Genomic DNA, 19,664 nt, shown 5'->3' with positions numbered 1-19,664 from the left:
GCCGCCGGGGGGGTCGCCTCGGCCAGGCTCGACGCCGTGCCCATCCCGCTCGCCCTCGACGTCTCGGGGCTGACCGTCCGCTTCGGCGACACCGTCGCCGTCGACGGCGTCGACCTCGCCATCCCGCGCGGCCAGACCGTCGCCCTGCTCGGTCCCAACGGCGCCGGCAAGTCCACCACCGTGAACGCCGTCCTCGGCCTGCTCCGGCCGGCGGCCGGCACGATCCGGGTGCTCGGCCGGTCGCCGGCGGCCGCGGTCCGCGCCGGCTGCGTCGGCGCGATGCTCCAGCACGGCGGGCTGCCCAGCGAGGCGCGCGTCGGCGAGCTGCTCGACCTGGCCCGCCGCAGCTACCCGAACGCCTGGCCGCTGGACGACCTGGTCGCCACCGCCGGCATCGACGGCCTGCTCGGCCGCACGACCGACGCGCTCTCCGGCGGCCAGCGCCAGCGCGTGCTGCTCGCCCTCGCCCTGGCCGGCGAGTCGCCGCTGCTGCTGCTCGACGAGCCGACCTCGGCCATGGACGTCGAGGGCCGCCGCGCCTTCTGGACGACGATGCGCGAGCTCGCCGGGCGCGGGCACACCGTCGTCTTCGCCACCCACCACCTCGAGGAGGCCGACGCCGTCGCCGACCGCGTGGTGGTCGTCGCCGGTGGGAGGGTCGTGGCCGACGGCCCCGCCGCGCAGGTCAAGGCCCGCGCCGCGGGCCGGACCATCTCGTTCACCACGGCCGACGTCGGCCGCTTCGACCACGTGCCCGGCGTGACCGCCACCGACCGCCGCGGCGACACCGTCGCGCTCACCACCGCCGACCCCGAGGCCACCCTGCGCGCGCTCCTCGCCGACGGCGTCCCGCTGACCGATCTCGAGGTCCGCGGCGCCAGCCTCGAGGACGCCGTCCTCACCCTCACGGGAGCCGTCCGATGACCGCCCTGCTCGCCTTCCAGCTGCGCCGCATCGCGCGCAACAAGCAGTACCTGTTCTTCACCGTGCTGCTGCCGGCCCTGTTCACCGTCTTCTTCACGAAGGTCTTCGGCGGGCAGGCCGTCACGGCCGCGCAGTACCAGGACTACGCCGGGAACTTCCTCGTCTCGATGATGGCCTACGGCGCGCTCGGCGCCGCCCTGGGCGCGACCATCCGGCTCTCCTTCGACCGGGCCTCCGGCTGGCTGCGCCAGCTGCGGGTGATGCCGGTGCCGCCGTGGTCGGTGCTGGCCGTGGACGTGGTCGTCGGCGCGCTGCTGACCTTGCCCAGCCTGGTCGTCGTGGCGCTGGTCGGCCGCTTCGTCAACGGCGTCGAGCTGCCGCTGGGCACCTGGCTGGCGCTCGTGGGCGTGCTCTGGGCCGGTTCGGTGGCGTTCGTCGCCCTCGGGCTCCTCGTGGGCCTCGCCCTGGACGAGAAGGCCGCCGGCGGCGCGGTCGGCATCCTCGGCGTGGTGCTGGCGACCCTCGGCGGGCTGTGGGTGCCGGTCCAGGTCTTCCCGTCGGCGCTGCAGACGGTGGCCCGTTGGATGCCGTCGTACTGGTACGCCGAGCTCGGCCGGGAGGTGGCCGCCGGCGCGGCGCCCGGCCTGCCGACGATCCTCGCCCTGCTCGGCTTCACCGCCCTCTTCGCGGGCCTCGCCACCCTGGTGGGACGCCGCCGCCCGCTGCACGCCGTCGCGGGATGAGCCGGGCTACCGTCCGGGGCGTGGACGGACGCGGACGCCGGCAGCAGATCGGCTGGGCCCTGCCCTGGCTGCTGTTCCAGGCGTTCCCGGTCGTCGACCTGGTCTCCACGCCCCGGCCGGTCTGGGAGACGGTGCTGGCCGGGCTCGCGCTGCTGGCCTTCACCGTCGTCTACCTCGACGTGTTCCGGCGGGCCTTCAGCCCCTGCGGGCCGGTCGCGGCGCGGCTGGTGGTCGTGGTCGCCCTCGGCGTCGCGCTCGCCGTCTGGCAGGGGCCGCCCTGGGCCGGCCTGATGATCTACGTGTCGGCCGCCGTCTCGGTCGCGCTGCCCACGCGCTGGATCGCGCCGGCGGTGGTCGGGGCCGCGGCCGTGTGCGCGGCCGTGCTGGTGGCCCACGGCCAGCTCGGCGAGCTGTTCATCCTCCCGGTGATCTGCCTGCTCACCGCCTTCGCGCTGCAGGGCACCCGGCACCTGGTGTCGATCAACGCCGAGCTCACCGAGGCCCGGGAGGAGCTGGCCCGCAACGCCGTCGCCGAGGAGCGGCTGCGCTTCGCCCGCGACCTGCACGACCTGCTCGGCCACAGCCTGTCGCTCATCGCGCTCAAGAGCGAGCTCGCCGGCCGGCTGGCCGAGCGCGACCCCGCACGGGCGCGGGAGGAGATGGCCGACGTCGAGGCCGCCGCCCGCCGCGCGCTGGCCGAGGTGCGCGACGCCGTCAGCGGCTACCGGCAGGTCAGCCTCGGCCAGGCGCTGGCCGAGGCCCGCCCGGCCCTGTCGGCGGCCGGCATCGGGCTCAAGGCCCCGGCGGTGCCCGCGCTGCCCGCGGCGGTCGACGCCGCCCTCGGCTGGGTGGTGCGGGAGGCGACGACGAACGTGCTGCGGCACAGCGGCGCGCGGTCGGTCACCGTCGAGCTCGCCACCACCGACGCCGACGCCACGCTGACGGTCACCGACGACGGGAACGGCCCGGCGGGGACGGCGACCGGCGGCGCCGGGCTGGCCGGGCTCGCCGAGCGGGTCGAGGCGCTGGGGGGCTCCGTCGAGAGCGGCCCCGCCCCGGGCCGTGGCTTCCGGCTGCGGGCCCGGCTCCCGGTCACCTCCCCGGCGTCGACCCGGGTGGGCGCGCCGTGATCCGGGTGCTCATCGCCGAGGACCAGTCGATGGTCCGCGGCGCGCTGCGGGCCCTGCTCGACCTGGAGGACGACCTCGAGGTGGTGGCTGAGGTCGGCCGCGGCGACGCCGTCGTCGACGCCGCCCGGGAGCACCGGCCCGACGTCGCGCTGCTCGACATCGAGATGCCCGGCATGGACGGCCTGGAGGCCGCCCGCGCGCTGGCCGGCGCGCTGCCGGAGGTGCGCGCCGTCGTCCTCACGACCTTCGGGCGGCCGGGCTTCCTGCGGCGGGCCATGGAGGTGGGCGCGGCCGGCTTCCTGGTCAAGGACGCCCCGGTCGCCGAGCTGGCGAAGGCCATCCGCGCCGTGGTGGCGGGGGAGCGGGTCATCGACCGGGAGCTCGCCGCCGCGGCGCTCGCGATCGGCGCCACGCCGCTGTCGGCCCGGGAGGCCGACGTGCTGCGCGAGGCCGCCGACGGGGCGACGGTCGCCGAGATCGCCCGCCGGCTGTTCCTGTCCGAGGGCACGGTGCGCAACTACCTGTCCTCGGCGATCGGCAAGACCGGCGCGCGCACCCGGGTGGAGGCGGCCCGGGTGGCCGAGGAGAAGGGCTGGCTGTAGCGCTAGCGGGGGTGCGGCCCGCGCGGCTGCGGCGCGGGCACCGGCGGCTGGGCCGGCAGCGTCTCGGTGGTCGCCCCGCCGGCCCGGTGGGCCACCGGCATGAGCGCGTCGAGGTCGAGCACCCGGACGTGGATGACGTTGCGCTGCTGCAGCGCCGCCCGCAGGGCGCGGTGCAGGCCGTCCTCCAGGTAGAGCTCGCCGTGCCAGAGGACGGCGTGGGGGAACAGGTCGCCGTAGAAGGTGGAGTCGTCGGCGAGCAGGGTGTCGAGCGCCAGCTCCCGCTTGGTCGTCACCAGCGTGTCCAGCCGCACCTGCCGGGGCGGGATGAGCGCCCAGTCCTTGGTGGTCATCCCGTGGTCGGGGTAGGGACGGCCCTCGCGTACCGCTTTGAAGATCAGGGAACGACCTCCGCTCTCCTGCCCCGGCGCGGGGGCGGTCGACCGGTCCCACCCTAACGGCCGACCTCGTGCGCCGCCGTCCCCGTCGGGTGCGTCGACCCGCCGCGAGGAGCGCGACGGGGAGGACCTCCGGTCGTAGACTGAACTGGCACTCGCTCCCTGCGAGTGCCAGCCGCCGACGCGGCGTCGACCGGTACGGGGAGGTGTACGCGTGGCGCACGAGGAACGGCGCCTGGAGGTCCTGCGGGCGATCGTCCAGGACTTCGTCTCGACCAACGACCCGGTGGGCAGCAAGGCCCTCGCCGAGCGGCACGACCTGGGGGTCTCCCCGGCGACCATCCGCAACGACATGGCGGTGCTCGAGGAGCAGGGCTACATCACCCAGCCGCACACCAGCGCCGGCCGGGTGCCCACCGACAAGGGCTACCGGCTCTTCGTCGACCGGCTCTCGGCGATCAAGCCGCTCTCGATCGCCGAGCGGCGGGCCATCGAGCGCTTCCTCGACGGCGCGGTCGACCTGCACGACGTCCTGGGCCGCACCGTCCGGCTGCTCGCCCAGCTGACCCGGCAGGTCGCCGTCGTCCAGTACCCGACGCTGTCGCGCAGCTCGGTGCGGCACCTGGAGCTGGTGCCGGTGGGCGCCACCCGGCTGCTGCTGGTCCTCATCACCGACACCGGCCGGGTGGAGCAGCGGACCGTCGAGACCCCGGTCGACGTCGACCACGAGGCCGTGGCCGAGCTGCGCGGCCTGCTCAACTCCGCCTTCGTCGGGGTCAAGCTGGCCGACGCGGGGGCGAAGGTGTCCGGCCTGCTCGACACCGCCCCGGCGCACCTGCGCGGGCTGGTCGGCACCGTCAGCGCCACGCTGATGGAGACGCTGGTCGAGCCGGGGGAGGACCGGCTGGTCATCGGCGGCACGGCGAACCTCGCCCGCACCGGGGCCATGGACTTCCCCGGCAGCGTCCGGCCGCTGCTGGAGGCGCTGGAAGAACAGGTCGTGGTCCTGCGGTTGATGAGCGAGGTGGACCCGGGCACCGTGCTGGTGCGGATCGGTGAGGAGAACGCCCACGAGGCGCTCGCCGGTGCGTCGTTCGTATCAGTGGGGTACGGCTCGGGCGACCGCGCACTGGGCGGGCTGGGCGTCGTCGGCCCCACCCGCATGGACTATCCGGGCAACATCGCCGCGGTCCGCGCCGTGGCCCGCTACGTCGGCCAACTGCTGGCCGAGAGCTGAGGAAGAGAACTTGGCGACCGACTACTACGCCGTCCTCGGGCTGACCCGGGGCGCCACGGACAACGAGATCAAGCGCGCCTACCGGCGGCTGGCCCGTGACCTGCACCCCGACGTCAACCCCGACCCCGAGGCCAAGGAGCGCTTCCAGGAGGTCAACCGCGCCTACCAGGCGCTCACCGACCCCGAGAAGCGGCGCATCGTCGACCTCGGGGGCGACCCGTTCGACACCGCGGGCGCGGGCGCGGGCGGCAACCCGTTCGGCGCGGGCTTCGGCGGCCTCGGCGACATCATGGACGCGTTCTTCGGCGGGGCCACCACCCGCGGGCCGCGCAGCCGGGTGCGCGCCGGCGGCGACGCGCTGATCCGGGTCGAGCTCGACCTGGACGAGACCGTCTTCGGCACCACGAAGGAGATCACCGTCGACACGGCGGTGCTCTGCGCCACCTGCAGCGGCGCCGGCACCGCGCCGGGCACCCACCCCACCACCTGCACCACCTGCGCCGGCCGCGGCGAGGTGCAGAGCGTGCAGCGCTCCTTCCTCGGCCAGGTGGTCTCCACCCGCACCTGCCCCACCTGCGCCGGCACCGGCCAGGTCATCCCCGAGCCCTGCGCCCAGTGCGGCGGCGACGGGCGGGTCCGCGCCCGCCGGACCATCCCGGTGAAGGTGCCGGCCGGCGTGGAGGACGGGATGCGGATCCGGCTCACCGGCCACGGCGAGGTGGGCCCCGGCGGCGGCCCGGCCGGTGACCTCTACGTCGAGATCCACGAGCGGCCGCACGCGGTGTTCACCCGCGACGGCGAGGACCTGCACTGCCGGGTCACCCTGCCCATGACCTCCGCGGCGCTCGGCACCACGCTCAACCTCAAGACCCTCGACGGCGAGACCGAGCTCGACATCAAGCCCGGCACGCAGTCGGGCAGCGTGCTCACGATGCGCGGGCAGGGCGCGCCGCGGCTGCGGGCCACCGGCCGGGGCAACCTGCTGGTGCACGTCGAGGTGCAGACGCCGACCAGGCTCGACGCCGAGCAGGAGAAGCTGCTCCGCGAGCTCGCCGTGCTGCGCGGCGAGGACGCCGCCGGCTCCGGCCGCGAGAACCAGCAGGGCTTCTTCTCCCGCGTCCGCGACGCCTGGAACGGCCACTGATGGCCGCCGACACCGGCGTACCCGACCTCGACGGCGCCCCGCTGTTCCTGCTCGACGAGCTCCCCGACGCCGAGGAGCTGCTGGTCGACGGCGCCGAGGGCCGGCACGCGGTCGACGTCCTGCGCCTGGCACCCGGCGAGACCGTGCGGGTGGGCGACGGCCGGGGCATGGTCGCCGAGGGCGAGGTCGTCTCCGCCGGCCACGAGGGCCTGCGGGTGCGGGTGCGCAACCGCCTGGAGGTGCCGGCGCCCCAGCCGGAGCTGGTGCTGGTGCAGGCGCTGCCCAAGGGCGACCGTGGCCCGCTCGCCGTCGACCTGGCCACCGAGCTCGGGGTCGACCGGATCGTGCCCTGGACGGCGTCGCGCTGCGTCACCCGCTGGCGCGAGGACCGCGTCGACAAGGGCCTGGCCAAGTGGCGGGCGGCCGCGCGGGCGGCGACCAAGCAGTCCCGCCGCCCCCGCATGCCCGAGGTGACCGGGCCGATGACCACCCGGCAGGTGTGCGGGCTGCTCGCCGACGCCGACCTGGCGCTGGTCCTGCACGAGCAGGCCCGCCGGCCGCTGGCCGAGGTGCCGGCGCCCCGGCAGGGGACGATCGCCGTCGTCGTCGGGCCCGAGGGCGGGCTGACCGACGGCGAGGTGCTGGCCTTCCGCGCGGCCGGCGCCGAGGCGGTGCGGCTGGGCCCCGAGGTGCTGCGCACCTCCACCGCCGGGGCGGCCGCCCTCGCCGCGCTGAGCGTCAAGGTCCGCTGGGCCTAGCCGATCGTGTAGCGGGCCGCCACGCCGAAGTGGTCCGACGCCCACAGCGGGGCGGGCGCCGGCCGGAACGGGAACTCGCCGGTGCGCAGCACCTGGCTGACGGGCCAGTCCTCCGATGCGAGCACCAGGTCGATGCGGCGGTCCTCCCGCCTCGTCCGGTTGTCGAGCAGCTCGGCCTGGCAGCAGGTCAGCCCCGAGTTGCTCGGACCGGCCGCGGGCCAGGCATCGTGCAGCACCGCGGTGAGATTCGCGTACGTGGGCGTGTCCCCGCCGTCCGCCCGTGAGTTGAAGTCGCCCACTGCGAGAACCGGGTGCGGGCTGGCGGCGACGAGCGCGACGAACTCCTTGCCCTGCGCCACCTGGAGCGGGGCGAACGGCTGACTGGCCACTTCGAGGTGGGTGTTGAGGATCCGCACGGTCGTGCCGGGAGCGGCGTCGTAGTCGATCGAGGTCCACCCGCGGACGAACGTGACCGGTCCGATCACGGTCGGCAGGGTCAGTCGAGCGTTGTAGTTGGCGCCGGTGGAGTCGGACACCTGCGGCACCAGTGAGGTGCGCACGAGGATCACGTCCCGATCGGTGAACCGGACATCGATGAGACCGGACTGCTCCTGCACCGGCCCCTCGGCGTCGGTGTTGACCACCGCGACGACCGCGGTGTACGGCAGCCCGCGCGCCGCCAGTGCCTCCTGCAGGATCGACAGGAAGTCCAGGACGACGTGGCGGGCGTTCGGCGCGCTCGACCCGATCTGCGCAGGCCCGTTCGGGCCCATCGCCGCGATGTCGCTGGGCCTCTGCTCCCGCCAGAGGGTCACCTCCTGCAGGCCGACGACGTCGGGGCGGACCTGATCGATCTCGGCGGCGAGGGCGCGGGCGCGGGTGCGGAAGTCGCTGGCCAGCACGTCCTGCCAGGCCTCGGTGTCGGCGGCGATGCGCTGCGCCAGCGTCGGTGCCGCGATCGTCGCGGTGAGGTCGGCACCGAGGTACAGGTTCCGGGTCATCACGGTGAGCTGGGGGGCGGCGGCCTGCGCCGCCGTCGGCACGAACAGGGCCAGCACCGTGAGGACGACCACCAGCAGGCACCGGTGGCGCGGTGAACGTCCGTGTGAGAGTTCCATGGCGGCCTCCGTGGCAGCCGGCAGCCTAGACCTCCGGGAGCCCCGGCGGAGCCGGCTCGGGTGCGGCGTTTCACGGCTAGGGTCGCGGGCGTGAGCGACTGCCTGTTCTGCCGCATGGTCGCCGGGGAGATCCCGGCGGACGTCGTCCACGAGACCGATCGCGTGCTGGCCTTCCGCGACATCAACCCGCAGGCCCCCACCCACGTGCTGGTGATCCCGAAGGAGCACCACCGCAACCTCGGGGCACTGGCCGCCGCCGACGCCGAGCTGCTGGGCGAGGTGGCGCGGGCCGCGCACGCGGTGGCGCAGCAGGAGGGGCTGGTCGCCGACGGCGGGATCGAGCCGGGCTACCGGGTGGTCACCAACACCGGCCCGCAGGCCGGCCAGTCGGTCGACCACCTCCACCTGCACGTGCTGGGGGGACGCGGCCTGGGGTGGCCGCCGGGCTGACGCACGCGGCACCGCGAGATCCGCGATCTCGGGGGTCTCGCGGCCGGAAGCCCCCGAGACCGCGGAAGTCGTGCGGACGACCCGGCGTGCGACGGCGCGGCCGGTCCTGGGAGTCTCGCCGCATGAGCGACGCTGCTGCCGCGCCCGTCCGGCTCGAGCGCGACGGCGACGTCGCCGTCGTGGTCCTGGACTCCCCGCCGCTGAACCTGTTCGACGAGGCGGTGTTCGCCGGCTACGAGCGCGCGGTCGCCGACCTGGTCGAGCTCACCGACCCCGCCCGGCCCGACCGGGCCCGGGCGGTGCTGCTGGAGGCCCGCGGCCGGGTCGTGTCCGGCGGCGTCGACGTCCACCTGTTCGACGAGATCGCGCGGTCGCCGGACGGCGTCGCGCGGGGCAGCGCGCTCTGGCGGCGGCTGCTGCGGATCAGCCACACCCTCGAGGACCTGCCCGTGCCCACGGTGTTCGCCGCGCACGGGCTGACCCTGACCGCCGCCTTCGAGATCGCGCTGGCCTGCGACGTCCTGCTCGCCGCCGAGCGGGCGTCCTTCGGGCTGGTGGAGATCGTCGTCGGGCTGACGCCGTCGATGGGCGGGCCGCAGCGGCTGGCCGAGCGGGCCGGCCCGGCGCGGGCCAAGGAGCTGGTCTTCACCGGCGAGCGCTACCCGGCGACCACTCTGGCCGGCTGGAACGTGGTCAACCGCGTGCTCCCCGACGACGGGTTCGCCGAGGCCGCCCGCGACTACGCCCGGCGGGTGGCCGCGGGGCCCACCATCGCCCACGCGGCGACGAAGCGGCTGGTCACCGCCGCGGTGCGGGACGGCGTCCGCGCGGCCGACGAGCTCACGCCGTCGCTGTCCGGCGCGCTGTTCGCCACCGACGACCTCAAGGGCGCGACCCGCTCCTTCCTGACCGACGGACCGGGCAAGGCCACCTACGCAGGGCGCTGACCTGCCGGGACCGCCTGCCCCGGACGGGTAAACCAGCGGTTCGCGTGGGCGGGCGCGGGTAGACTCGTCGGGGTCCGCAACCCCTTGCAGGAAGGCAGGGTCGAGGGTTCTTGCCCGACACCTCCTCTGGCACGCCCGCCGTGCACGGCCCCACGTCGCGTGAAGCCTCGGCGCAGGCAGCCGCCACGGACGACGCCGCATCCGGTCCTGCCCCCGCGCAGCCGGCCGCCGTCCGGACCACCATCACCGTCCCCGACTCCGTCTCCATGGTCGCCCTGCTGGGCTCCGGCGACGAGCTCCTCCGGCTCGTCGAGGCCGAGGTCGACGCCGACGTCCACGTCCGCGGCAACGAGATCGCCGTGACCGGGCAGCCGGCCGACAACGCGTTCGCCGTGCGGGTGTTCGACGAGCTCATCGCGCTCCTCGGCACCGGTCAGCAGCTGCGCCCCGACTCGGTCCGCCGGGTCATCGGCATGCTGCGCAGCGGCGGCTCCGAGCGGCCGGCCGACGTCCTCAGCCTCGACATCATCAGCCGCCGCGGCCGCACGATCCGGCCGAAGACGCTGAACCAGAAGCGCTACGTCGACGCGATCGACGCGCACACGATCGTCTTCGGCATCGGCCCGGCCGGTACCGGCAAGACCTACCTGGCCATGGCCAAGGCCGTGCAGGCGCTGCAGACCAAGCAGGTCAACCGGATCATCCTGACCCGCCCGGCGGTCGAGGCCGGCGAGCGGCTGGGCTACCTGCCCGGCACGCTGTCGGAGAAGATCGACCCGTACCTGCGGCCGCTGTACGACGCGCTGCACGACATGGTCGACCCCGAGTCGATCCCGCGGCTGATGCAGGCCGGCACGATCGAGGTCGCCCCGCTGGCGTACATGCGCGGCCGCACCCTCAACGACGCCTTCGTCATCCTCGACGAGGCGCAGAACACCACCGCCGAGCAGATGAAGATGTTCCTCACCCGGCTCGGCTTCGGCTCCAAGATCGTGGTCACCGGCGACATCACCCAGGTCGACCTGCCCGGCGGCGCGCAGAGCGGCCTGAAGATCGTCCGCGAGATCCTCGACGGCATCGACGACGTGCACTTCGCGAACCTGACCAGCTCCGACGTCGTCCGGCACCGGCTGGTCGGCGACATCGTCGACGCCTACGACCGCTGGGACGCCGCCCGGCAGCAGTCCCGGCCGGCCGGCGGCCCGCCGGTGCGCGGCCCGCGTCGGCAGGGGAGCTGAGCGCGGTGCCCGTCGAGGTCGCCAACGAGAGCGAGATCGCCGTCGACGAGGCCGAGCTGGCCGGGATCTGCCGGTTCGTGCTGGCCGAGATGAAGGTCAACCCGCTCGCCGAGCTGTCGGTGCTCTGCGTCGACGCCGACTACATGAGCACGCTGCACGAGCGCTGGATGGGCGAGAAGGGCCCGACCGACGTCCTCGCCTTCCCCATGGACGAGCTCGACACCGGCCGGCCCGACGACCCCGAGCCCGGGCCGGCGATGCTCGGCGACATCGTCCTGTGCCCGTCCGTCGCCGTCCGGCAGGCCCGCGCCGCCGGCCACTCCATGGACGACGAGCTGGTGCTGCTGGCCACCCACGGCGTCCTGCACCTGCTCGGCTACGACCACATGGAGCCCGAGGAGGAGAAGGAGATGTTCGGCCTCCAGCAGAAGCTGATCGAGGGCTGGCGCTCCGCCCCGCGGGAGCCGGTCACCGGTGAGCCGGCGAGCCGGGAGACGGGGCCCCGATGACCGCGGGTGCGGTCACCCTGCTGGTGATCGCGATCCTCCTGGTCCCGCTGGCGGGGCTCTTCGGCGCGATGGACGCCGCCCTGCAGCGGGTGTCCAAGGCCCGGGTCGAGGAGATGCGCCGCGAGGGCGTCAAGCGCGCCGGCGCGCTGGAGGAGGTCCTCGGCGAGCGGGCGCGGCACGTCTCGCTGCTCCTGCTGCTGCGCATCGTCTGCGAGATGGTCGCCGCCGTCCTGGTGACCGTGCTGTTCGCCGACCTGTTCGCCACGACCTGGCAGGTGGTGCTGGCCGCCGCCGGCACCATGACGGTGGTCAGCTACGTGCTCGTCGGCGTCGGGCCGCGCACGCTCGGCCGCCAGCACGCCTACGGCGTGGCGCTCGGCACCGCGGGGCTGGTGCGGCTGCTCGGCCGGGTCCTCGGCCCGATCGCCACCCTGCTGATCCTCATCGGCAACGCGATCACCCCCGGCCGCGGCTTCCGCGACGGCCCGTTCTCCTCCGAGGTCGAGCTGCGGGAGCTGGTCGACATGGCCGAGGAGCGCGGCGTCGTGGAGTCCGGCGAGCGCAACATGATCCACTCGGTGTTCGAGCTGGGCGACACGATCGCCCGCGAGGTCATGGTGCCGCGCACCGAGGTGGTGTGGATCGAGCGCACCAAGACCGTCCGCCAGGCGATGGCGCTGATGATGCGCAGCGGGTTCAGCCGCATCCCGGTCATCGGCGAGAACGTCGACGACGTCGTCGGGGTCGTCTACCTCAAGGACCTCATCCGCCGGTCGCAGAACCTGCCGGACCGCAACGGGCCCAAGGTCGAGGAGCTCATGCGCCGGCCCTCGTTCGTGCCGGAGTCCAAGCCGGTCGACGAGCTGCTGCGGGACATGCAGGCGCAGCGCATCCACATCGCGATCGTGGTCGACGAGTACGGCGGCTTCGCCGGCCTGGTGACCATCGAGGACATCCTCGAGGAGATCGTCGGTGAGATCGCCGACGAGCACGACGCCTTCCAGCGGCCGCCGGTCGAGGAGCTGGCCGACGGGTCGTACCGGGTCACCGCCCGGCTGCCGGTGCAGGACCTGTCCGAGATCTTCCCCGACGTCGAGCTCCCCGAGGACGACGACGTCGAGACCGTCGGCGGGCTGCTCGCCCGGGCGCTGGGGATGGTGCCGATCGAGGGCTCGGCGGCCGAGGTCGACGGGCTGCGGCTGGTGGCCGAGAGCACCGGCGGCCGCCGCAACCGCATCGACACGATCCTCGTCTGCCGGGTGCCCGAGCCCGAGCAGGGGGAGGAGGCCACCCCCGCCCGCACGGAGGAGCCGGCCGGCGTGGAAGGCTGACCAGCCGTGCCCGATCTCGACCCCGAGGACGCCAAGCTGGTCACCCTCGCCCGCTCGGCCCGCGGCCGCACCGGCGCCGCCGAGGGCGCCGCGGTGCGCGACACCGACGGCCGCACCTACCTGGCGGCGAGCGTCGCGCTGCCGTCGCTGCAGCTCTCCGCGCTGCAGGCGGCCGTGGCCGCTGCGGTCTCCAGCGGCGCGACGGCGCTCGAGGCGGCGGCGGTGGTCTCGGTGGCCGAGGCGGTCGAGCAGGACGGCCTGGCCGCGGTGCACGACCTCACGCCGTCGGCCCCGGTCCTGCTCGCCGGCCCCGACGGCGCCGTCCGCGCGCGGGCCTAGGAGCCGGCACCTCGGAGCGGGTGGTCGAGCGCGTCGGCGAACGCCTCGGGGTCGCGCACCCAGACGGTGAGCGCGCGCTCGGTCTCGCCGTCGCTCGCCAGGTGGCGGACGGCGACCCGCTGCCGCCCCGGCCACCAGCCGCCCCGCCGCTTCGCCCGCGGCCAGCCCGCCGGCGGCGCCCCGCGGACGACCTCCTGCACCAGCCCGAGGGTGACCACGCCGAACGACGACGGCTGCCGCAGCCCCGCGATGTCGGTGGAGAGCCCGGAGTCGGAGACGGTGAACCGGCCGGTGGAGAACAGCACGACGAGCACCACCAGGCCGACCACCAGGGGCAGCTCGCCGGTGACCGCCTCGCCGCCGTCCCGCCAGGCGAGGAAGCCCAGCCAGGCGGCGGCCGCCGCGAGCGCCAGGACGACGACCGGCCAGCGCACCGGGTCGTACTGCCAGTACCGCAGCGGGCGCGGGGTCACCGTGACCGAGCGCCGGGGCCGGCCCGGCGTGAAGAAGCCGAACGCCGTCACCTGGGCGATGTGCCGCTCGCGGTCGCGGGCGGCCCGCACCGCCGGTGGTTCGTCGTGCCCGCTCCGCGCCCGTCCCGCCATGCCGTGATCCTCCCAACCGCCGCCGCGCCGCCGCGCTGTCGCCCCCGGGTGGGAGACTGGACGGCGTGACCGACCAGCCCGAGCAGCCGTACCGCAGCGGCTTCGCCTGCCTGGTGGGGCGGCCCAACGCGGGCAAGACCACGCTCACCAACGCCATGGTCGGCACGAAGGTCGGCATCGTCAGCAACCGGCCGCAGACCACCCGGCACGCCATCCGCGGCGTGGTCACCCGGCCCGGCGGCCAGCTGGTGCTGGTCGACACCCCCGGCCTGCACAAGCCGCGCAGCCTGCTCGGCCGCCGGCTCAACGACGTCGTCCGCGACACCCTCGCCGACGTCGACGTGATCGTCTTCTGCATCCCCGCCGACCAGCCGGTCGGCCAGGGCGACCGGTTCATCGCCCGCCAGCTGCGGGAGTTCAAGGCCCCGGTCGTCGTCGTGGTGACCAAGACCGACGCCGCGAGCAAGAAGCAGGTCGCCGAGCAGCTGCTGGCGGCCAGCTCGCTGGTCGAGGCCGCCGAGGTGGTCCCGGTCAGCGCGGTGGCGGGCGACCAGGTCGAGCTGCTCGAGGACCTCCTGGTCCGGCAGCTGCCCGAGGGCCCGCCCCTGTACCCGGAGGAGCAGCAGACCGACGACGACGTCGAGCGGCAGATCGCCGAGCTCATCCGCGAGGCGGCGCTGGAGAAGGTCTACGAGGAGGTGCCGCACTCGCTGGCCGTGACGGTCGAGGAGCTGCTCCGCCGCCCGGACCCCAAGCACCCCGGCAGGGAACTCGTCGAGGTGCGCGCGCTGCTGCACGTCGAGCGGGCCAGCCAGAAGCCGATGCTGCTCGGCCGCGGCGGCGAGATGATCAAGCGGATCGGCACCGAGGCCCGCGCGGGCCTGGAGCAGCTGCTCGGCTCGCGGGTGCACCTCGACCTGCACGTCACCGTCCTCGGCGAGTGGCAGGACGACCCCAAGAAGCTCAACCGGCTGGGGTACTGACGTGTCGACCACCCCGAAGTCGCTGTACCGGGACGAGGGCGTCGTGCTGCGCACCCAGAAGCTGGGCGAGGCCGACCGGATCGTCACCGTGCTCACCCGCCGGCACGGCAAGGTGCGCGCCGTGGCCAAGGGCGTGCGCCGCACCAAGAGCAAGTTCGGCGCTCGGCTGGAGCCGTTCAGCCACGTCGACCTGCAGTTCTACACCGGCCGCACCCTCGACATCGTGAACCAGGCGGAGTCGATCCGCGCCTACGGCGAGCCGATCGCCGGCGACTACCCGGCCTACACCGCCGGCACCGCCGTCCTCGAGACCGCCGACCGGCTCACCGCCGAGGAGAAGGAACCCTCGCTGCGGCTGTTCCTGCTCGTCATCGGCGCGCTGCGGGCGCTCGCAGACAAGACCCACCCGGCCGGGCTGGTGCTCGACGCGTTCCTGCTGCGCGCGATGTCGGTGGCCGGCTGGGAGCCGGCGCTGGGCGACTGCGCCCGCTGCGGCGAGGAGGGCCCGCACCGCCACTTCTCGGTCCCGGCCGGCGGCACGGTCTGCCCGCCCTGCCGGCCCACCGGCTCGGCGATGCCGAACCCGCTGACCATCGAGCACCTCGACGCGCTGCTGTCCGGCGACTGGGCGCGGGCCGAGGCCAGCCAGCCGCCGCAGTGCCGCGAGGGCAGCGGCCTGGTCGCCGCGCTGCTGCAGTGGCACCTCGAGCGCGGGCTGCGCTCGCTGGCGCTGGTGGACAGGACCTGATGCCCCAGCTCCCGAACCCGCACCCCTCCGGCGCGCGGCCCCCGGCCATCCCGAAGGACAAGGTGCCCCGGCACGTCGCGCTCGTCATGGACGGCAACGGCCGGTGGGCCAAGCAGCGCGGCCTGCCGCGCACCAAGGGCCACGAGGCGGGCGAGTCCTCGCTGTTCGACTGCGTCGAGGGCGCCATCGAGCTCGGCGTGAAGGCCCTCTCCGCCTACGCGTTCTCCACCGAGAACTGGCGGCGCAGCCCCGAGGAGGTCCGCTTCCTCATGGGGTTCAACCGCGACGTGATCCGCCGCCGCCGCGACGAGATGCACGCGCTCGGCGTGCGGGTGCGCTGGGCCGGCCGGCGGCCGCGGCTGTGGCGCAGCGTGATCAAGGAGCTCGAGGTCGCCGAGGAGCTCACCAAGGACAACGACGTCCTGACCCTCACCATGTGCGTGAACTACGGCGGGCGGGCCGAGATCGCCGACGCCGCAGCGGCCATCGCCCGCGAGGCCGCGGCCGGCCGGCTCGACCCCGACAAGGTGGACGAGGCGACCGTCGCCCGGTTCCTCGACGAGCCCGACATGCCCGACGTCGACCTGTTCGTCCGCAGCTCCGGCGAGAACCGCACCAGCAACTTCCTGCTCTGGCAGTCGGCCTACGCCGAGCTCGTCTTCCTCGATACCCTGTGGCCCGACTTCGACCGCCGGCACCTGTGGCGGGCGTGCGAGGAGTACGCGTCGCGGCAGCGCCGCTTCGGCAGCGCCTGACGGCTCGTGCGTCCCACGCGTCGCGTGCCTCACTGATCGGCGGCGCGAGGCCGGATCCCGTTGACACCGCACCGGCCGCCCCCGACAGTGGCGTTCCCCTTGGAAGGACGGAACAGCCCACCGTGAGCGAGAGCACCACCGCAGCCCCGAACCGCCCCGCACAGCCCGGTGACCTCACCGACCAGCTCGTCGCCACGGACATCTGGACCGACCAGATGGTGGCCGAGGCCGGCATCCCCGTCGTCGACGTCCCGTTCGTCACCGTCGGCGGCGGCGTCGGCTCGTTCGTGCTCGTGGACTACCTGCGGATCTGCGGCGTCCCCACCGAGGCGATCCGCGTGCTCACGCCGCTGCGCACGCCGTGGGAGAGCTACGAGTACCTGACGACGGTGTCGCAGATCCCGCGCGGGGAGCGGCTGCGCTCGGACTCCTCCGGCACCCCCGACAACATCTGGGGCTTCCCCGGCTACGCCATCCGGGAGGCGCTGCAGGGCAACCTGAAGATGGCGTGGAACGTCCTGGTCGAGCCGATCCTGGCCGACTACTACACCCCGCGCGCCGGCGAAGTCTTCTCCTCCATGGAGAAGGAGATGTACCGCATCCGGTGGCCGGAGATGGTCGTGCCCGGCCAGGTGCGGATGACCCGCCGGCGGGTCGGCGGCGGGTACTTCACGATCCTCACCCCGCCGGAGGGCGCCACGGCCACCCGCCGGATCGCCTACCGCAGCCAGTTCGTGCACGTGGCCGTCGGCTACCCCGGCCTGCGCTTCCTGCCCGACCTGCAGAAGTACCGCAGCGAGTTCAACGACTACGCCCGCGTGGTCAACGCCTACGAGCCGCACGAGCACGTCTACGACCGGCTGGCCGCCCGGCCCGGCACCGTGCTGGTGCGCGGCGGCGGCATCGTGGCCTCCCGGGTGCTGCAGCGGCTGATCGACGACCGCGACCGCCGGGGCCTGAACACGCAGATCGTGCACATGTTCCGCACCTACACCGACAAGCCCCACGGCCCGAGCATCTTCATGCGGCGCAAGGGCGCCGACGGCTGGGCCTACCAGGGCTTCAACTGGCCCAAGTCGACGTGGGGCGGCCAGCTGCGCTACCGCCTGGCCAAGCTCGAGGGCGAGGACCGCGCCACCCTCTACCGGCACATGGGCGGCACCAACACCCCGGTGCGCAAGGACTGGCAGGAGCAGCTCGAGCGCGGCCGCACCCAGGGCTGGTACCGCCCGGTCATCGGCACCATCGACGCCATGCGCCCGGTGGGCGAGTTCGTCGAGGTCACCGCCACCACCGACCAGGGCCCGCAGGCCGGCACCTTCGACGCCGTCATCGACTGCACCGGGCTCGAGGCCGACATCCGCGAGCACCGCGTGCTGGCCGACCTGCTCGACCACTCCAACGCCGGCCGCAACCCGCTGGGCCGCCTGGACGTCGACCCGACCTTCGAGCTGCGCGGCACCCGCAGCGGCACCGGCAAGATCTACGCCTCGGGGAGCGCCACGCTGGGCGGCTACTTCGCCGGCGTCGACAGCTTCCTGGGCCTGCTCGTCGCCGCGCAGGAGATCACCGACGACCTCGTGCGCCTGGGCTTCGCCCGGGCACTGACGCCCGGCCGGTCGACCAGCCAGTGGTGGAAGTGGGTGCGCAACCGCCCCATCTGAACCGCCCCCGCCGCCCCGCCGACCGCTCCACCCGAGAGAGATGCCGTGATCCCCACCCTCAACGGCCGCATCCAGACCCGCGTGTTCCTCCTGCTCACGGTCGGGCTGCTGTGGACCCTGATCATCACGCCGGTGCTGCCCACGGGGGCGTCGCTGGCCGACTCCTACGGCGCCACGCTGTCGGTACTGGTGATCGTCACCGTGCTCGGCGTGCTGTGGGAGCTCGTCTACCACGCGCTCATGCAGTTCCGCTGGGAGAAGGACTGGCCGACGTTCTTCACCCTGGTCACCGGCATCCCCGAGGGCCTGCTGGTGTGGTTCCTGCTCGCCGGCGGCGCCACCTGGGTCGACAGCATGGCCGGCCCCGCGTTCGCCATCCTGTTCACCACCACCTGGCTGCTGGTCTTCCTCGCGGCCAACGGCCCGATGCGGGTGCCGTTCGTGCACTGGCGCAACCGCGGCGGGCGGCTGATCTGATGACCGCCACCCCGCCGCCGGCCGGTGCCGGGGGGCCCGCCACCGTGCCCCCGTTCGACCAGGTCGCCGTCGCCGTCGCGCCCGGGCACGACCTCGTCGTCCGCCTGCCCGGGGTGCTCCTCGTCGTCGCGGTGGAGGCGGCCGCGGTGCCGGCGCCCCCGCCGGCCGCCCGGCTGGGCGGCTGGACGGCCGCGGCGCCGGCCGACCCCGCGGCGGCGCCGGCCCCGACCGGGGAGGCCGTGGTCGGCGAGCTGCTCGACCTCTGCCGCCGGGTCTCGGCGGCCGGTAGCCGGGCCCCCGGGCGGCGGCTGCACGACGAGCTGCGCACCTGGTTGCCGTCGGCCCCGCCGCTGCCGTCGTTCGCCCTGGCCGCCGCCACCGAGGAGGGCCTGGCCGTGGCCCTCGTGGGCAAGGGCGTGGCGGAGGTGCCCGACCTGGGGCTGCGGCTGACCTCGGCCGACGGCGAGCGGCTGCAGGACGGCACCCGCTTCCTCGACCGGCTGGTCGACTGGCCCCCGGCGCCGCTGCGGCTCTCCGCCGGCGCCCCCGCTGACCTGGCGCCGCACCCGCTCGCCGACCTGCACGCCGGGACCGTGCCCGGCGCGGCGGCGGTGCTGTCCCCGGCCGCGGTGCCGCCCCCCGCCGCGGCTGAGTCCCCGACGCCGACGTCGCTGGCCCGCATCCCGGCGCCGGTCCCCGCCCCGGGCGCGGCGCGGCCTCCGGTGGCGCCCGGCACACCGCCCCCGCCGCCTCCTCCGCCGGTCGCGGACCTCTCCGTGCCGCACCACCACCACGCCGGCGGGCACGCCCACCCGGTGCCCCCGGCCGTCGACGCCTCGGGGGAGGAGACCGCGGAGTCCACGCCGCCGCCGGTGGAGCTGCCCGCGCCGGTCCTGTCGGCGTCGCTGCTGGCCCCGCCGGACGACGGCCCGCGGGAGCCGCTGCCGGTGCAGGAGACCGAGCAGCCGCCGAGCGCGCTGGCGGCCGAGCCGGCCGACGGCCGCGCGCGGGTCAAGGGCTTCCTGTGCTCGCGCGGGCACCTCAACGACCCGCGGGTGCAGTTCTGCGCGCTGTGCGGCATCCGCATGGCCGAGCTCACCGGCGTCCTGGTCGAGGGGGTGCGCCCGCCGCTGGGGCTGCTGCTGTTCGACACCGGCGCCACGGTGAGCCTCGACGCCGACTACCTGCTGGGGCGGGAGCCCGAGACCGACGAGCGCGTGCGCTCGGGCGAGCTGCGGCCCCTGCTGCTGGTGGACCAGACCGGCGGGGTCAGCCGGCACCACGCCGAGATCCGGCTGGAGGGCTGGGACGTCGTCCTGACCGACATCGGGTCGGCCAACGGCACCCTCGTCGCCCACCCCGGCGCGCCCGTGTGGCAGTCGCTGATCCCGCGGCAGCCGGTGCGGCTGGTGCCGGGCACTGCCGTCCGCATGGGCGGCCGGCAGTTCGCCTTCGAGTCGCCGCACGGCGCCATGTGATCCGGGGTCGCCGCGCGGCGCCATGTGATCCGGGGTCGCCGCGCGGCGCCATGTGATCCGCGGGTGCGCCCGCCCGGTGCCGGGCGGGC

22 protein-coding genes are annotated in these 19,664 nt (G+C 74.9%); 19 read left to right on the top strand and 3 right to left on the bottom strand.

Annotation, left to right across the window (positions count from 1 at the left end; genetic code table 11):
• The first annotated feature begins 36 nt into the window (after window positions 1-36).
• The 4 genes from ACI78S_RS12410 to ACI78S_RS12395 are packed head-to-tail and all read left to right on the top strand — an operon-like array spanning window position 37 to window position 3,399.
• On the top strand, window positions 37-924 hold the full coding sequence (locus ACI78S_RS12410; protein ID WP_456973637.1) for an ATP-binding cassette domain-containing protein: 888 nt from the start codon (window positions 37-39) through the stop codon (window positions 922-924).
• A complete protein-coding gene (locus ACI78S_RS12405; RefSeq protein WP_456973635.1) occupies window positions 921-1,667 on the top strand; it encodes an ABC transporter permease in 747 nt (248 codons plus the stop codon). The genes ACI78S_RS12410 and ACI78S_RS12405 overlap by 4 nt, the downstream gene beginning before the upstream one ends.
• 20 nt (window positions 1,668-1,687) lie before the next feature.
• Window positions 1,688-2,797: a sensor histidine kinase gene (locus tag ACI78S_RS12400; RefSeq protein ID WP_456973633.1), complete on the top strand. Its 1,110-nt coding sequence runs from the start codon at window positions 1,688-1,690 to the stop codon at window positions 2,795-2,797.
• On the top strand, window positions 2,794-3,399 hold the full coding sequence (locus tag ACI78S_RS12395) for a response regulator transcription factor (RefSeq protein WP_456973631.1): 606 nt from the start codon (window positions 2,794-2,796) through the stop codon (window positions 3,397-3,399). The genes ACI78S_RS12400 and ACI78S_RS12395 overlap by 4 nt, the downstream gene beginning before the upstream one ends.
• Window positions 3,400-3,401: 2 nt before the next feature.
• Here the strand turns inward: ACI78S_RS12395 and ACI78S_RS12390 are convergent, their stop codons facing one another.
• Window positions 3,402-4,073: a type II toxin-antitoxin system VapB family antitoxin gene (locus tag ACI78S_RS12390; RefSeq protein WP_456973629.1), complete on the bottom strand. Its 672-nt coding sequence runs from the start codon at window positions 4,071-4,073 to the stop codon at window positions 3,402-3,404.
• On the opposite strand from ACI78S_RS12390, the gene hrcA reads away from it, so the two are divergent.
• Genes hrcA through ACI78S_RS12375 form a run of 3 tightly spaced genes read left to right on the top strand, consistent with a single transcriptional unit; the run spans window position 4,009 to window position 6,933 of the window.
• Window positions 4,009-5,031, top strand: coding sequence for a heat-inducible transcriptional repressor HrcA (hrcA, locus tag ACI78S_RS12385; protein WP_456973628.1), 1,023 nt, complete (start codon window positions 4,009-4,011; stop codon window positions 5,029-5,031). The genes ACI78S_RS12390 and hrcA overlap by 65 nt on opposite strands.
• Window positions 5,032-5,041: 10 nt before the next feature.
• Window positions 5,042-6,175: a molecular chaperone DnaJ gene (dnaJ, locus tag ACI78S_RS12380; RefSeq protein WP_456973626.1), complete on the top strand. Its 1,134-nt coding sequence runs from the start codon at window positions 5,042-5,044 to the stop codon at window positions 6,173-6,175.
• Window positions 6,175-6,933, top strand: coding sequence for a 16S rRNA (uracil(1498)-N(3))-methyltransferase (locus ACI78S_RS12375; protein ID WP_456973624.1), 759 nt, complete (start codon window positions 6,175-6,177; stop codon window positions 6,931-6,933). The genes dnaJ and ACI78S_RS12375 overlap by 1 nt, the downstream gene beginning before the upstream one ends.
• Here the strand turns inward: ACI78S_RS12375 and ACI78S_RS12370 are convergent.
• Window positions 6,930-8,051: an endonuclease/exonuclease/phosphatase family protein gene (locus ACI78S_RS12370; protein ID WP_456973622.1), complete on the bottom strand. Its 1,122-nt coding sequence runs from the start codon at window positions 8,049-8,051 to the stop codon at window positions 6,930-6,932. The genes ACI78S_RS12375 and ACI78S_RS12370 overlap by 4 nt on opposite strands.
• Before the next feature lie 90 nt (window positions 8,052-8,141).
• Here ACI78S_RS12370 and ACI78S_RS12365 point away from each other — a divergent pair, with 90 nt between their 5' ends.
• The 6 genes from ACI78S_RS12365 to ACI78S_RS12340 all read left to right on the top strand — a co-directional run bounded on the left by ACI78S_RS12365 (window position 8,142) and on the right by ACI78S_RS12340 (window position 12,865).
• On the top strand, window positions 8,142-8,501 hold the full coding sequence (locus ACI78S_RS12365; RefSeq protein WP_456973620.1) for a histidine triad nucleotide-binding protein: 360 nt from the start codon (window positions 8,142-8,144) through the stop codon (window positions 8,499-8,501).
• A gap of 122 nt (window positions 8,502-8,623) precedes the next feature.
• The gene (locus ACI78S_RS12360) at window positions 8,624-9,448 is read left to right on the top strand and encodes an enoyl-CoA hydratase/isomerase family protein (protein ID WP_456973618.1); all 825 of its coding nucleotides are present in this window, start codon (window positions 8,624-8,626) and stop codon (window positions 9,446-9,448) included.
• 266 nt (window positions 9,449-9,714) lie between these two features.
• The gene (locus ACI78S_RS12355; RefSeq protein WP_456973616.1) at window positions 9,715-10,686 is read left to right on the top strand and encodes a PhoH family protein; all 972 of its coding nucleotides are present in this window, start codon (window positions 9,715-9,717) and stop codon (window positions 10,684-10,686) included.
• A 5-nt stretch (window positions 10,687-10,691) separates the two neighbouring features.
• On the top strand, window positions 10,692-11,195 hold the full coding sequence (gene ybeY, locus ACI78S_RS12350) for an rRNA maturation RNase YbeY (protein ID WP_456973614.1): 504 nt from the start codon (window positions 10,692-10,694) through the stop codon (window positions 11,193-11,195).
• Entirely contained in the window at window positions 11,192-12,526 is a 1,335-nt protein-coding gene (locus tag ACI78S_RS12345; RefSeq protein WP_456973612.1) for a hemolysin family protein, read from the top strand. Before ybeY ends, ACI78S_RS12345 begins: the two co-directional genes overlap by 4 nt.
• 6 nt (window positions 12,527-12,532) lie before the next feature.
• On the top strand, window positions 12,533-12,865 hold the full coding sequence (locus ACI78S_RS12340) for a cytidine deaminase (RefSeq protein ID WP_456973610.1): 333 nt from the start codon (window positions 12,533-12,535) through the stop codon (window positions 12,863-12,865).
• Here the strand turns inward: ACI78S_RS12340 and ACI78S_RS12335 are convergent.
• Window positions 12,862-13,470, bottom strand: coding sequence for a hypothetical protein (locus ACI78S_RS12335; protein ID WP_456973608.1), 609 nt, complete (start codon window positions 13,468-13,470; stop codon window positions 12,862-12,864). The two genes, ACI78S_RS12340 and ACI78S_RS12335, sit on opposite strands and share 4 nt — an antisense overlap.
• A 65-nt stretch (window positions 13,471-13,535) precedes the next feature.
• On the opposite strand from ACI78S_RS12335, the gene era reads away from it, so the two are divergent.
• The 6 genes from era (at window position 13,536) to ACI78S_RS12305 (ending at window position 19,575) form a co-directional block, all read left to right on the top strand.
• A complete protein-coding gene (gene era / locus ACI78S_RS12330) occupies window positions 13,536-14,453 on the top strand; it encodes a GTPase Era (RefSeq protein ID WP_456973606.1) in 918 nt (305 codons plus the stop codon).
• A gap of 1 nt (window position 14,454) precedes the next feature.
• Complete coding sequence (gene recO, locus ACI78S_RS12325) at window positions 14,455-15,201, top strand: DNA repair protein RecO (protein ID WP_456973604.1); 747 nt, start codon at window positions 14,455-14,457, stop codon at window positions 15,199-15,201.
• Window positions 15,201-15,956, top strand: a complete 756-nt coding sequence (locus ACI78S_RS12320) for an isoprenyl transferase (protein WP_456973602.1) — start codon at window positions 15,201-15,203, stop codon at window positions 15,954-15,956. Before recO ends, ACI78S_RS12320 begins: the two co-directional genes overlap by 1 nt.
• 122 nt (window positions 15,957-16,078) lie before the next feature.
• Window positions 16,079-17,620, top strand: a complete 1,542-nt coding sequence (locus tag ACI78S_RS12315; RefSeq protein ID WP_456973600.1) for a hypothetical protein — start codon at window positions 16,079-16,081, stop codon at window positions 17,618-17,620.
• Window positions 17,621-17,665: 45 nt separating this feature from the next.
• Window positions 17,666-18,097 (top strand): hypothetical protein, encoded by a 432-nt coding sequence (locus ACI78S_RS12310; protein ID WP_456973598.1) that lies wholly within the window; start codon window positions 17,666-17,668, stop codon window positions 18,095-18,097.
• Window positions 18,097-19,575 carry an FHA domain-containing protein gene (locus ACI78S_RS12305; RefSeq protein WP_456973596.1) on the top strand — a complete coding sequence of 493 codons (1,479 nt, stop codon included), beginning with the start codon at window positions 18,097-18,099 and terminating at the stop codon, window positions 19,573-19,575. The genes ACI78S_RS12310 and ACI78S_RS12305 overlap by 1 nt, the downstream gene beginning before the upstream one ends.
• The last annotated feature ends 89 nt before the right edge of the window (window positions 19,576-19,664 follow it).

The organism is Geodermatophilus sp. SYSU D00815 (assembly GCF_054050035.1).
The sequence above is the reverse complement of the archived record's forward strand: the minus strand, read 5'-3'. Positions and strand labels throughout refer to the sequence as shown.

Bases quoted from the DNA above. Each gene is read 5' to 3' on its own strand.
- ACI78S_RS12320 (WP_456973602.1), top strand. From the start codon at position 15,201: ATGCCCCAGCTCCCGAACCCGCACCCCTCCGGCGCGCGGCCCCCGGCC.
- ACI78S_RS12405 (WP_456973635.1), top strand. From the start codon at position 921: ATGACCGCCCTGCTCGCCTTCCAGCTGCGCCGCATCGCGCGCAACAAG.
- ACI78S_RS12370 (WP_456973622.1), bottom strand. From the start codon at position 8,051: ATGGAACTCTCACACGGACGTTCACCGCGCCACCGGTGCCTGCTGGTG.
- ACI78S_RS12335 (WP_456973608.1), bottom strand. From the start codon at position 13,470: ATGGCGGGACGGGCGCGGAGCGGGCACGACGAACCACCGGCGGTGCGG.
- ACI78S_RS12355 (WP_456973616.1), top strand. From the start codon at position 9,715: ATGGTCGCCCTGCTGGGCTCCGGCGACGAGCTCCTCCGGCTCGTCGAG.
- ACI78S_RS12305 (WP_456973596.1), top strand. From the start codon at position 18,097: ATGACCGCCACCCCGCCGCCGGCCGGTGCCGGGGGGCCCGCCACCGTG.
- ACI78S_RS12375 (WP_456973624.1), top strand. From the start codon at position 6,175: ATGGCCGCCGACACCGGCGTACCCGACCTCGACGGCGCCCCGCTGTTC.
- ACI78S_RS12360 (WP_456973618.1), top strand. From the start codon at position 8,624: ATGAGCGACGCTGCTGCCGCGCCCGTCCGGCTCGAGCGCGACGGCGAC.
- ACI78S_RS12345 (WP_456973612.1), top strand. From the start codon at position 11,192: ATGACCGCGGGTGCGGTCACCCTGCTGGTGATCGCGATCCTCCTGGTC.